The organism is Acidicapsa acidisoli (assembly GCF_025685625.1).
Taxonomy (GTDB): Bacteria; Acidobacteriota; Terriglobia; order Terriglobales; family Acidobacteriaceae; genus Acidicapsa; species Acidicapsa acidisoli.
This window is the reverse complement of sequence record NZ_JAGSYI010000001.1, coordinates 1,552,679-1,564,153: the sequence shown is the minus strand read 5'-3', so window position 1 is coordinate 1,564,153 and position 11,475 is coordinate 1,552,679. Positions and strand designations below refer to the sequence as shown.

Annotated in this window: 12 protein-coding genes; 5 read left to right on the top strand and 7 right to left on the bottom strand. The window is 57.6% G+C overall.

What is annotated here, in order from left to right; genetic code table 11:
• Positions 1-158 precede the first annotated feature (158 nt).
• A complete protein-coding gene (locus tag OHL23_RS06270) occupies positions 159-614 on the top strand; it encodes a hypothetical protein (protein WP_263350931.1) in 456 nt (151 codons plus the stop codon).
• A 50-nt stretch (positions 615-664) separates the two neighbouring features.
• Here OHL23_RS06270 and OHL23_RS06265 read toward each other — a convergent pair whose 3' ends face one another.
• Positions 665-1,735: a class I SAM-dependent methyltransferase gene (locus OHL23_RS06265; protein WP_263350930.1), complete on the bottom strand. Its 1,071-nt coding sequence runs from the start codon at positions 1,733-1,735 to the stop codon at positions 665-667.
• Between the two features lie 138 nt (positions 1,736-1,873).
• Here OHL23_RS06265 and OHL23_RS06260 point away from each other — a divergent pair, with 138 nt between their 5' ends.
• Positions 1,874-2,206, top strand: coding sequence for a hypothetical protein (locus OHL23_RS06260; RefSeq protein WP_263350929.1), 333 nt, complete (start codon positions 1,874-1,876; stop codon positions 2,204-2,206).
• A 57-nt stretch (positions 2,207-2,263) separates the two neighbouring features.
• Here the strand turns inward: OHL23_RS06260 and OHL23_RS06255 are convergent, their stop codons facing one another.
• The 5 genes from OHL23_RS06255 to OHL23_RS06235 form a co-directional block, all read right to left on the bottom strand.
• Complete coding sequence (locus OHL23_RS06255) at positions 2,264-3,001, bottom strand: DNA polymerase ligase N-terminal domain-containing protein (protein ID WP_263350928.1); 738 nt, start codon at positions 2,999-3,001, stop codon at positions 2,264-2,266.
• Between the two features lie 103 nt (positions 3,002-3,104).
• Positions 3,105-3,581: a DinB family protein gene (locus tag OHL23_RS06250; RefSeq protein ID WP_263350927.1), complete on the bottom strand. Its 477-nt coding sequence runs from the start codon at positions 3,579-3,581 to the stop codon at positions 3,105-3,107.
• A gap of 176 nt (positions 3,582-3,757) precedes the next feature.
• On the bottom strand, positions 3,758-4,735 hold the full coding sequence (locus tag OHL23_RS06245) for an ATP-grasp domain-containing protein (protein WP_263350926.1): 978 nt from the start codon (positions 4,733-4,735) through the stop codon (positions 3,758-3,760).
• Positions 4,732-5,475, bottom strand: coding sequence for a hypothetical protein (locus OHL23_RS06240; protein ID WP_263350925.1), 744 nt, complete (start codon positions 5,473-5,475; stop codon positions 4,732-4,734). The genes OHL23_RS06245 and OHL23_RS06240 overlap by 4 nt, the downstream gene beginning before the upstream one ends.
• 69 nt (positions 5,476-5,544) lie before the next feature.
• Positions 5,545-6,165 carry a hypothetical protein gene (locus OHL23_RS06235; RefSeq protein WP_263350924.1) on the bottom strand — a complete coding sequence of 207 codons (621 nt, stop codon included), beginning with the start codon at positions 6,163-6,165 and terminating at the stop codon, positions 5,545-5,547.
• Positions 6,166-6,413: 248 nt separating this feature from the next.
• Here OHL23_RS06235 and OHL23_RS06230 point away from each other — a divergent pair, with 248 nt between their 5' ends.
• The 3 genes from OHL23_RS06230 (at position 6,414) to OHL23_RS06220 (ending at position 11,057) form a co-directional block, all read left to right on the top strand.
• Positions 6,414-7,169: a TIGR00266 family protein gene (locus OHL23_RS06230; RefSeq protein ID WP_263350923.1), complete on the top strand. Its 756-nt coding sequence runs from the start codon at positions 6,414-6,416 to the stop codon at positions 7,167-7,169.
• Between the two features lie 71 nt (positions 7,170-7,240).
• On the top strand, positions 7,241-9,064 hold the full coding sequence (locus tag OHL23_RS06225) for a tetratricopeptide repeat protein (RefSeq protein ID WP_263350922.1): 1,824 nt from the start codon (positions 7,241-7,243) through the stop codon (positions 9,062-9,064).
• Between the two features lie 175 nt (positions 9,065-9,239).
• Positions 9,240-11,057, top strand: coding sequence for a tetratricopeptide repeat protein (locus OHL23_RS06220; protein ID WP_263350921.1), 1,818 nt, complete (start codon positions 9,240-9,242; stop codon positions 11,055-11,057).
• A gap of 4 nt (positions 11,058-11,061) precedes the next feature.
• On the opposite strand, the gene queD is transcribed toward OHL23_RS06220, so the two are convergent.
• Positions 11,062-11,439 carry a 6-carboxytetrahydropterin synthase QueD gene (queD, locus tag OHL23_RS06215; RefSeq protein WP_263350920.1) on the bottom strand — a complete coding sequence of 126 codons (378 nt, stop codon included), beginning with the start codon at positions 11,437-11,439 and terminating at the stop codon, positions 11,062-11,064.
• Between the last annotated feature and the right edge of the window lie 36 nt (positions 11,440-11,475).

The following is an 11,475-nucleotide window of genomic DNA, read 5'->3' as shown; positions in this document are numbered from 1 at the left end:
TCTCCTTATTTTACGGACTTCCGAATTTCTGTGCCGCAGGCAATCGTGTTATATGCCATTGGAGTGGAACTTAGCGACGTTTAATCGCGTATTGCATGCGGACAAAGCTCACAATTGATTGGCCTCACAATCGCTTGCGAAACGGAGGAAACAGCACGATGCCGACACAAAATGAGCATCCGGAAGGAAGAGCCATCGCCACAGTCGCGACGAATGGAGTCTCCACGATTCCATGGTGGATTCGAATCGCCGTTTGCCTGGGCGCACTCCTCACAGGCGCTGGCGCGGTGATTGCGCTGGTGAATCCGGCGATGTTGGTTTCTCCGCAGGACGCGATCAATGGAGCGGTTCATATCTACGCGGGCTATCTTGCGTCGCGCAACTTCGCGCTCGCGATTCTGCTGCTCGCTCTGCTGGGCCTGGGTGCGAAACGCGCGCTCGGCAATCTGATGGCGTTTGTAGCTCTGGTTCAGTTCTTCGATGCCGGAATGGATTGCATTGAAGGCCGCTGGACCATCGCGCCGGGAGTACTGGTCTTTGGCCTCGTCTTCCTCGCCGGAGCCGCAAAGTTATCTGGCTATCCCCTCTGGAAACGAGAGTCCTGGGAGCGCTAAAAACGGCTCCAGAACCAAGACAGTTCTCCCCTGGAAGTCGATTGCCTGCTCTACGCCTTCGCTTCAAAAATCAGATTGAACGGCGTTTGTGTGGCCCTGCGGAAATGGCGGAACCCGCCAGCCGAGACCACTTCCCGCAGCCGCTGTTCTCCTGCCTGCGCGCCAAGAGCCAGACCTACTTCCTGAGAGAGCGACGCAGGAGTGCAGATAAGCGTCGACGCACCATAGAAGGCCCGGCCGACGGGGTTCAGATTGTCCTCAATCCTGTCCCCGGCGAATGGCTCAACAATCATCCATGTTCCATCCGCTGAAAGAGTTTCGCGCACATGGGCAGCCGCGCCAACCGGATCGCCCATATCGTGGAGGCAATCGAAAAACGTGACAAAATCGTAGCCCTCTCCGGGATAGTCCTTCGCCTTTGCAACTTTGAATTCAATTCGACCACTTACGCCAGCGTCTTCGGCGCGCTGCCGAGCCGTCTCGATGGACTTGTCGTGATAATCGAATCCGAAGAACCTGGACTTTGGATAGTGCATTGCCATCAACACGGTGGAGGCGCCAAGGCCGCAGCCAACATCTGCAACTGTTGCTCCCTGCTCAAGTTTTTCCTTCACTCCGTTGAGGGCGGGGATCCACGAACTTACGAGGTTTGCCGCATAGCCGGGGCGGAAGAATCGCTCGGTGCCTACGAACAAATCCTGGTGATGCTGGTGCCAGCCTAAACCTTCTCCGGTTTTGAAGCGCTCCGTGATCAGTTCCTCGGCTTTGATCGCAGCCAGCGCGGCCTGGAACATGCCCGGAAGGAACGCGGGGCTATTCTCGTCGACCATCGCAAAGGCTTGTTCCTCGCTAAGATAGAACTTAGCGGTCTGGTCGTCATAAGTGACATACCCACCCGCAGCCTGATTGCAGAGCCACTCGCGCACGTAACGTTCCGACGTCCCGGTACGCTTGGCCAGTTCTGCGGGAGTTTGAGGGCCGCCTGCGTCCATTGCCTTGTACAGGCCCAGCTTGTCTCCGACGCGCACCAGCGCTGCGTGAAAAGTTGCGCCAAAGTCCACTACGGCTTTGCCCAGAAGCGCGTGCAGTTTCTCGGTGTCGATGGTCATGGTTTGGGACATGGTTTGCATCTCCTTGCTCCGACTTGCTCGGCGTCAAAATTTGGAGCAGATCATAGCACCAGCAAATATCGGAAGTCTTCGTCTATCGCAGGAAATACCGGGTCCGCGCTAAAATGATGCCAGCGTGAGGTTCGCGGCATGTTGCTGGAGCTGGCCAGGCCGGTTACTTTACTTGCCAGCATGATCTCTCTGCTTGCTGTCTTTCACACCGCATTTCTAGGGTCGGAGACGAGCTTTCAGCAGCGGCTTTACGATTCGCTTGGAGTGCTGCTGCTCTCCGCCGGAATCTCGTTGTTGAGCGGATTGACCTTCAGCGAAGGAAAGCACCATCCGGCCGCAGCCAGCCCCTACCTCACGAGCACATTCCCGGTCAAACTCTTCTTCTGGACGACTGGAATCATGGCGGTGCTTTTTCTGCTCGCCTGGTATCTGGAGACGCACTGCATCTTCTACCGGGACATTCATTTCTGAAATCGCTGACAGAGTGGATTGCCGGTGAGCGACTCTGTGTTCAGCTGAGCCAGCGTTTCACTCATCCATTTTGAATAGCGTTGTTTCCGATCTGCGTCTTTTCCTGCCTGTCCTGCCTGCTTTTCCTTCACGTTCCACTTCTTCCAGGCTCTTTCCGGAAAGAATGCTGTTCGGCTGTTCGTCCACGATGGCTGGTGCGTCCATACTTCTCGCAAATGAATCGGGCAACTTCACGAGATCCCAAACCTGCCTTCGACCACCTTTGCAACTGCCGGGCCGCCGGAGGAGCATCCAGTTGCCCTTTAATTTCTCGCCGCGCAACGTAAATTTGAGGCACCCGTTGCGAAAGCAATCGTCGACGTCCAGATATCCCGGTAAAGGCTCCCACCACCCTAAGTCCCACGGCATCGTAGGGCCCGCGCCAGGCATACCGTCCGGGAACACGCCTTCAAACGCGATGTTTTTTATCTTATGGTCTGCAACTTCTATGGCCTCACAGCGAACACTGGGGCAACAACTAGGCCCTTCCGGCACCGCCCAACTCATCAACACACCATTCCACTCAAGCCTGAAATCGTAGTGGAGGCGGCTTGCCCGATGTTTCTTAACAACAAATCGCAGCAACGCAGCAGCACGATTGTGTACTGCAATTTCCTCTGCGCTTTTTAGCGTCCTGCCTCGGCCATCCCGTGCCTCGAAAGAGATAGGAGGATTGAAATGAAACAGTTCAATTTGGGTGGAAATACCACTTGTGCCGTTTCTCTTGATTCGCTTGTTTGTGCGCCTGCGCGTCATTGGATCACCTCGCGACCAATATTCGCCTTTTATTCGCTTTTTGCAAGAGAAATTTTGCCTGTGGGGATTAAAGACTCGACGGCAATCGGGAACTTAACCCCGCCTATCCCCAAGCGCCAAGCAGCCGGCGCACCAGCACCAGTTGACCGACGTGATAAGCATTGTGGTCAGCGACCAACAGCGCCTCTCGCAGGATAGTTTGACCGTCGCCGTGGGGGATTTTGGCAAACAGATCGGTGGATTTGTCTTCGACCAACTCGCAGAACGTCTTGAGGTCTTTGCGAAAGGCTTTCACGCTCTCGTCCCAGGCGGCATCGCTTGGAGGCGCGGGGGTTGCAGGCCAGTAGTCATCGGGCCATTTATGCGCCTTGTAGTTCGAGTTGCGCGAGAAATCGAGGATATCCCACTGGGCGATGCGCAGGTGTTCGAGCAGCTCCCAGGGAGAGTGATCCGCTCCGTCGGGCCGAATTCCACGCTTTTCCGGTGGCAGGCCCTCGATGGCCGTCTCGAAGGTCACGTGCGCGTTGCCGTCGTTGAGCAGGCTTAGTAGGTGCTGTCTTAGCTGTGCGTCTTCTGGCATCTCTTTGACTCCTATTCAGGCTGTCGCTCGCAACAGTTTCCGTGCTTGCGCAGAAACCGCGTCATCGGCGCAGGGCCGCCACCAATCTCACTAATCTTCTGGATAGGATGCAAGGAATCCCGATTTGCGGCAACTTATTAACGCGCACCGTTGCACATTGGACTAACCAGCCGGAATTACCCAGCCATGACTGCCATCGAGCTTTCCCGTGTAGCCCCCTCGCGCGTTGCCGTGCCGCTTGCCAGGCAACGCGCGACGGCAGCCGAGATAGGCTGCCCGGCATTCGCCTCGTAATAACTAAACGCCGGACTGGGGTTGACTTCGAAGCAATAGACCTCGTTGTCCGGGGTGATCTTCAGATCGATGCCCGCGAACTCGAGGCCGAGCGATGCGGAGAGACGCAGGCACTTTTCGACGAGTTCGTCGGAAAGAACTACTTCGCGCAACTCGGCAGCTTCGCCGGCCTGCCGGGCTGCATAGCGGTAGTCCGTGGCTTCGCTATCCACTGCCGTGGGAAAGACTTCTCCGCCGATGGTATGCACGCGCAGATTGATGCCTTCGACGAAGGCCTGAAACTGCGTCGGGCACCAGCGAATGAATTCGAGTCTCTCTTCGTCGCCGTCGGTCAGTTCCTGCACGATGGATCGAATGGCGCTGATTGATTTGTAGATCACGCGTCCGTGCCGGGCGCGAAAGGCGCGGACAAGGTCCGGATCGTTGGTGATCAGCGTCTCGGGAACAAGAAATCCCTGCTCGCGGATGAGCTGCGCCTGGTAAGGCTTCGAGGAATTACTGGCCATGGGCGCGCAGCGATTGATGACTCGCGCGGAGGAAATCTCCATCCAGCGAACGAGTGTGTCGTGGAAGGCGCGGCAGTAAGTTCGCAGAGGCGAGTGTTCCGGTTCGTTCGATAACTCAGGCAGCAGGCGATCATCCATGAGCCTTGGGTAGACGCCGGTGAACTCCTGCAGATTGTAAGTGCGCTTGCCGATGCGGAGCTCTCCGCGAACTTCGCAATCTTCAATCTCAAACCATATGTCGCAATCGGCGAAGTCCCGCTGATTGAAGAGAACAAACTCCGCATCCGCTTCTTCGAGGCGATTGATAACCATGCGCAGCGGTGTTTCGGAAGGGATGCCACAAATAAGAATCATGAACGTGCTCCTTGAAGAAGAATCTGCGCGAGTCGTTGCACCAGTCGCGGCCCGCCAAGCCTGAGATCCGGCGACGGCGCTGCGCTCGCAAATTGCCACTGCCCGTTGGAATCCAGGCTCAAATCGATGCCCAGCATCTCGGTTTCTGCTTCGGCCGCGAGCTTACCGCAGCCTTTGGAGACACTGCCGGGAACTTCACCGCCAAAGACCTCTCCACGCAGGGCAACGACGCTTTGCATAACCGCGTTCTCAGCGGAAGCAGGATGGGAGCGCTGCCTGTGATCGTCGCGGGCGCTTTGGCGATAGACGGGAGTGCGCAGGCCAGCGCGGCAGGCGCGGAATGCCCACTCCGAAGGATGGAACCATGGTCCGCAGAGGCCGATCGGCGTAGGCCGGTTGACGACCACTCCTGGCAGTGCGTGCAGACAGCTCAGATAGAAGGCAAGGAGTTCCGCCTGAGCGTAGTCCCGGTCCGCTGCAACGGCGTGTTGTGTCGCGTATTCCGAGGGCGCGTGGAGGCGGTTGAGGACGCCGCGGACTCGCGAGCCATCAATGACAAGGCCATTCGCAAGCGTGATTTTGATCTGGGTCGAGGTACTGTTAAGCCGATGCTCCCATCGGCTGGCGCAAGCCAGGCTCTCCGCTGTCACCAGTTCCAGCGGAGCTATCCCCATTTGTTTGAGACTCTGATAGGCCCACAATGCCGAGGCATCTGCGGAGGAACACAGTACAAGCCACATGGCGAAGATCTCCGGAAGAATGGGCAGGTTTGATGCCTGCCCGATCCATCCCATTACGGGTTGATGGTTTTACTTCTTGGCGTCTTTCTCTTTCGGCGCGGTTGCCTTGGAGGCCGTGGCCTCTGTCGCCTCCGGCTCCTGCTTGAGCGCGCCCTGGCTGAGATCAGGCCGCAACTCGGCGGGAATGAAATGGACGAGCTGCGCCACGGTAGCTTCGAGAGCCGCAAGACGCTGGGCGTAAGGATCGCCACCCTGGCCGGGGTTGTAGGGTCCATCCGTCAACACCTTCCCTTCGATGGGAATCTTTTCGATTTCCTTAATCTCGTGCTTAAATTCCTTGATTTCGTGCTTGTACTCCTTGATCTCGTACTTCTCGACCTTGAACTCCTTGACGCTGAACTTCTCGGCGACTTGTTTGGTTTCGACGATCTTGTTGGCTTCCACAGCGGGCTGGGTCGCCTCGGGCCCAGGGCCCACGCCCGGATAATGAGTCTGCGGAAACTCAAGAAGCTCTTCTTTGTGAATCTCCTTGAAAATCTCTTTTTCCTTGTGCTCTTTTTCCTTTTCCTTGTCCTTATCCTTGTCTTTGTCCTTATCTTTGATGTCCTTGGTTTCTTTGGTTTCCTTGTACTCGCGCTTCAGATCCTTCTCCAAAGCGATCTGCTTTTCAATGAACTGTTTGGTAGGCACTTTGATTTCTCCTTGTCGATGGGGTTCGCAACTAGGACGGCATCGCCGGCTGGGCCGGGAAATCCGCTTGCAACGTGTGTGAGGGTAGTGAGCGGAGAAGCGCCAACGTTTCATTCGGGAAGGGAATCAAAACATTTGCGGTGAGGAGTGGAAGCCGCAACCGGCTGGAAACCGGCCACGCGAAGATGGCCCGCGTTGTATACTTCCCCTCGAAAGGCGCTAACTTACGCCGCGCGAGGAGAATCGCCATGCAAAGCCGCATTGTGGGCACAACGATGCCCGTTCTTGAGTTCCTGTTGCAGCCGAATGACGCCATCATCTCCGAGGCTGGCGAACTTTCCTGGATGTCCAGCGCTATCCAGATGACGACGCATACGCAGATGATGGGCGGCGGCGGATTCTTTGGCGCGCTCAAGCGCGTGGCTGGCGGCGGTAGCCTGTTCATGACGGAATACCGCGCATGGGGCGGCGTGGGCGAGGTTGCCTTTGCAACGCGTGTACCGGGGCACATTTTGCCGGTAGAGGTGCAGCCGGGCTACGAGTACTACATCCATCGCCATGGCTTTTTGTGCGCGACGGAGCAGATCCAGTTGAGCGTCGGATTTCAGCAGTCGCTCGGAGCGGGTATCTTTGGCGGAGATGGCTTCCTGCTGCAGAAGGTCGGCGGCATCGGAACGGCGTGGCTTGAGCTCTCCGGCGAAGTGGTGGTCAAGGATCTCGCGCCGGGCGAGACGCTGCGCGTTCATCCGGGGCACGTCGGCGCGTTCCAAGGCTCGGTTTCCTTCCAGATCACCATCGTTCGCGGCCTGAAGAACATGATCTTCGGCGGAGACGGCATCTTTCTCGCGGCACTCACCGGTCCGGGCCGGGTCTGGCTGCAGACGCTGCCGATTTCGCGGCTAGCGCACCAGTTGCAGCACTACATGCCCACGGCACGCCAGGAATCGGTGCAGGGCGGCGTGGTAGGCGGCATCGTCGGCTCGATTCTCGACGGCATGAAGTAACCGGCTAAGGCGGAGTTGGGTGCGGAGGTGATTCTGGACAGCCCCTCCGCAAACCTGCGATTGTTTTAGCGATGCTCCGTCTTCCAAAATCCAGCAGCGTCTGGTTCACGGTCTTTTTTCTGACTGGGATGCTGGCCTTATTGGGCAACCCCGAGGCGCAGGCTGCTTCTCAGAAGACGCAGAAACGCGCCGGTGCCGCGAGTAGCGCGCCGGCCAATGGCGGATATGTGGGCAGCGCGGCCTGCTCGCGCTGCCATCTGGAAATAGCCAACCATTTTGCGCACGCAAGCATGGGGCATTCGCTGAAAGCGGTTACGCCGGATTTCCTCAAGACTCTACCCATACCGGCTGCATATTACGACGCGAAGTTCGATCACCATTTTGAAGTTCGCACCGAGAACGGCAAGCTCTACCAGAGCGAGTACCAATCTGGAGCAGACGGCAAGGAAGTATTCCGCAGCACCCATGAGCTGGGCTGGATCATCGGCACCGGCGAAAACGGATTCGGAGCGCTGCTGCGGCGCGGAGATTATCTCTTTCAGGCGCCGCTCTCGTATTACTCCAAAGCGGCGGAATGGAATCTTTCGCCGGGCTACCAGAACGGCGATTACGGATTCAATCGCATTATCCAGCCTGGCTGCATTTACTGCCATAGCGGACGTCCGCAGCCGGTTGCGAGCTATCCCGGCAAATACGACAGCACGCCCTTTACACAAACTTCCGTAGGCTGTGAAAACTGTCATGGCCCCGGCGCCGCGCATGTGCAGGCGATGGGCCAGGGCGAGGATTACGGCAAAGGCCCGGGTTCGGATTCAGATCCCACGATTGTGAATCCCGCGCGCCTCAAGGGCCAGCTTGCGGACGATATCTGCATGTCCTGCCACCAGATCGGCGATGCGCGCGTGTTGCAGCCGGGCAAGACCTACCAGGACTTCCGGCCTGGCGAGCCGCTGGATCACACCCTCTCGATCTTTCAGATCCCGCCGACGCGCGAAAATCCGCCGCAGGACGACCACGTCGAACACTACTACTCGATGAGCCTGAGCAAGTGCTTCCGCGCGACGCGAAGCCTGCCGGCGTCGAAACAGTTGCGCTGCATCACCTGCCACGATCCGCATGTTGAGCCGACACATGCGGAAGCGCCAGCGTTTTTCAACGCAAAATGCCTCACATGCCATACAGCGGCAAGCTGCACCGCAACAGCCGCTACTCGGCAGGCAACGTCCCCCGCGGACAACTGTATCGGCTGCCATATGCCTCGGCGTGATATCCAGGCCATCTCCCACACTAGCGCCACCAACCACCGCATCGTTGTTCGCCCGGAAGAACCGTTTCCCGACGAAGCCTTTGCACAGACGACCACGGCTTTGCCGAACCTGATTCACATGAATCCGGCGGGCGAGCGCGGAGCGAAGGCAGCGACTCCGCCAGCGCTTGTGTTGCTGCAAGCCTTTGGGGAACTCAGAACAAGCAAGCCACAGTTCGCCGCGTCCTTTACCGCTTCGTGGCTCAAGACGCTTGCGGAACTGGAAACGAGCAATCCGGAGAATGCCATTGTCCAGGCTGCGCTTGGGCACCGCGAACTAGAAGCCCACGACTGGTCGCAGGCGATCGACCACTTGCAACACGCGCTGCGTCTCGATCCGCTGCAGACCAATGTCTACGTCGATCTCTCGGAGGCGCAGGACCAGAGCGGCATGGTGGAGGAAGCAATCGCATCCGCCAAAAGGGCAGTCACGCTCGACCCGTTTGTCGCCGCGCTGCAAAAGACTCTGGTCTTTCGCCTGATCAATGGCAAGCATTACGAAGAAGCCCAGGCTGCAATGGAAACTTACCTGCGGAACTTTCCGGAAGACGATTTCATGCGCAAGATGCTGGCCATTGCGAAACAGTAAGAATTACTTCGTTTGTTGCGAAATTAGAAACTCGCGATTTATCTAGAACCACCTTCACAAACCGGCGTAAAGGAATGATCGTGCTATTGATAGCAATGTAATATCGGTGACAAATCGTTACAAAACACCTTGGTAAATCGGTAAACTTACTTCAAATCGCGCTCGTCTTTGTGGCATGACAATTCGATGGCTTCATGGGCGCTCGCCCAATGAACCAGTAGCCCGCTGTGGGCTTGGAGCCACCATAGTCATCCTGGCAGCAATGCCAGGACTGTTCTATGCTGCGCGCGCATCTGCCGAAGGCATACACCCGCCTCGCGCGGACCCTGCGACTGTGCGCGCCAGCTATGTTGGGTCGGAGGCGTGTTCGCGCTGCCATGCAGAAATCTATAGCCACTATTCCCACACCAGCATGGGCCGGTCGCTGACTCCTGTTACTTCGGAGTTTCTCAAGACTGTTCCTGTTTCTGCGTCCGTGTATGACCAGAAACTCGATCGCCATTTCGATGTTTATTCCGAAAACGAAAAACTCTACCAGAGCGAGTTTCAGGTCGATGCCGTCGGCCATGAAGTCTTTCGCGACACGCATGAAATCAAATGGATAGTAGGGACTGGGGCGAACGGTCGCGGGGCACTGATCCAGCATGACGACTACTTGTTTGAAGCACCGCTCTCCTTCTATCGAGAGACGGGAACCTGGGCGTTATCACCTGGGTATGAGCGGGGCGACCTGGGCTTCAACCGCACCATCGCGCCGGGCTGCATCTTCTGTCACAGCGGCCGTCCGCAGCCCGTACCCGAAACCATAGGGAAGTATGAGAAGCCCGCGTTCACGCAGCTCTCGGTGGGCTGCGAGAACTGCCATGGGCCGGGATCGGCGCACGTTGAAGCGATGGGCATGGGCGACTCCTACCCCAGGAGTAAAGATCCCACGATCGTGAACCCCGGCGCTATTGCGCCAACGATGGCCAACGACATCTGTATGTCTTGCCATCAGACAGGCGACATTCGCATCTTCCAACCCGGCAAGACTTATCTGGATTTTCGGCCGGGTCAGCCATTGGATCGAGTGATGGCCATTCTGATGGTGCCGCCGACGCGCGAGAATCCGCCGCGCGAGGATCACGTCGAGCACTACTACTCCATGATCCTGAGCAAGTGCTACCGGGCAAGCGCGAGAATGCCCAGCGAAAAGCAGATGCGCTGTATCAGTTGCCACGATCCGCATGTCGAGCCCACCAGCGCAGAGGCTCCGGCGTACTTCAACGGCAAGTGCATGAGCTGCCACTCTGCGCAGAGTTGCAAGGCTCCGGCGCAGGCGAGGGCTCAAACTGCATCCGCAACCGCACCTGCTGACAACTGCATCGGATGCCACATGCCGAAGCGCGCGGGCGGAGCGATTTCGCACACCAGCCTCACCAACCATCGCATCGTCGCGCGGCCAGACGAGGCATTCCCGGACGCCGCGTTTCAGATGACCACGGCGGCGCTGCCCGATCTGATCTATCTGGATGCGGCGCCGGGCGATGCAGAGCCGCCAGCGATCACGTTGCTGCAGGCCTACAGCCAGTTGAAAGACGTGTCGCCTGTGTATGAAGCTTCGTTTCTGAAAATTCTTCACGAGTTGGAAGCGACGAAGCCGCAGAACGCGATTGTGCAGGCCGCGCTCGGGCATCAGGCGCTGGCTGGCGGCCAACTGGACGATGCGGCGGAGCACTTGCAGGCGTCTCTGAAACTCGATCCGGCGCAGGCTGCAGTTTATATGGATCTATCTTCTGTGGCTGACCAGAAGGGGCAAGCCGATGAGGCAGTGACGATGGTGCAGAAGGCCGTCGCGCTGGAGCCTTTCAATGCGCCGATGCTAAAGACCCTCGTACTTCGTCTCATCAACGCAAAACAATACCCTGAGGCTGAATCCGCGATGGAAAAATACCTTCAGAATTTCCCCGAGGATGACTTCATGCGCAAGATGCTGGCGATTGCCAGGCAGTAGCAGCCTACTCGTAGTAAGTAGCCGTCGTCGTGTCGGTTTCCCATATGGTGCAGTCTTTGACGCGCACGCGGCCGCCGGTCATCTCGGCGAGCTCCTGGTTGGTCTGGTCATAGAAGTAGCGCGCCAGATTTTCGGCGGAGGGGTTCAGCTCGATAAAGGGCTCAAGGTCATTGAGCATCTGATGGTCGATGCGATCGATGACCGGGCGCAAAATGTTTTTGAGCAACTTGAAGTCCAGCAGAAGACCGGTTTCATCCAGTTCGCGCCCGGCGAGGGTCACGCGCACCTTGTAGTTATGCCCGTGCGGATTTTCGCACTTGCCAAAGTAGTTGCGCAGGTAGTGTCCGGAGGAGAAACCCGCGTCGACTGTCACTTCATACATGCTTTTCGATACTTTCTGTCGGAAGAATGGACCCAG

Coding starts and splice junctions, on each gene's coding strand:
- OHL23_RS06270 (WP_263350931.1), top strand. CDS start 159: ATGCCGACACAAAATGAGCATCCGGAAGGAAGAGCCATCGCCACAGTC.
- OHL23_RS06265 (WP_263350930.1), bottom strand. CDS start 1,735: ATGTCCCAAACCATGACCATCGACACCGAGAAACTGCACGCGCTTCTG.
- OHL23_RS06260 (WP_263350929.1), top strand. CDS start 1,874: ATGTTGCTGGAGCTGGCCAGGCCGGTTACTTTACTTGCCAGCATGATC.
- OHL23_RS06255 (WP_263350928.1), bottom strand. CDS start 3,001: ATGACGCGCAGGCGCACAAACAAGCGAATCAAGAGAAACGGCACAAGT.
- OHL23_RS06250 (WP_263350927.1), bottom strand. CDS start 3,581: ATGCCAGAAGACGCACAGCTAAGACAGCACCTACTAAGCCTGCTCAAC.
- OHL23_RS06245 (WP_263350926.1), bottom strand. CDS start 4,735: ATGATTCTTATTTGTGGCATCCCTTCCGAAACACCGCTGCGCATGGTT.
- OHL23_RS06240 (WP_263350925.1), bottom strand. CDS start 5,475: ATGTGGCTTGTACTGTGTTCCTCCGCAGATGCCTCGGCATTGTGGGCC.
- OHL23_RS06230 (WP_263350923.1), top strand. CDS start 6,414: ATGCAAAGCCGCATTGTGGGCACAACGATGCCCGTTCTTGAGTTCCTG.
- OHL23_RS06225 (WP_263350922.1), top strand. CDS start 7,241: ATGCTCCGTCTTCCAAAATCCAGCAGCGTCTGGTTCACGGTCTTTTTT.
- OHL23_RS06220 (WP_263350921.1), top strand. CDS start 9,240: ATGACAATTCGATGGCTTCATGGGCGCTCGCCCAATGAACCAGTAGCC.
- queD (WP_263350920.1), bottom strand. CDS start 11,439: ATGTATGAAGTGACAGTCGACGCGGGTTTCTCCTCCGGACACTACCTG.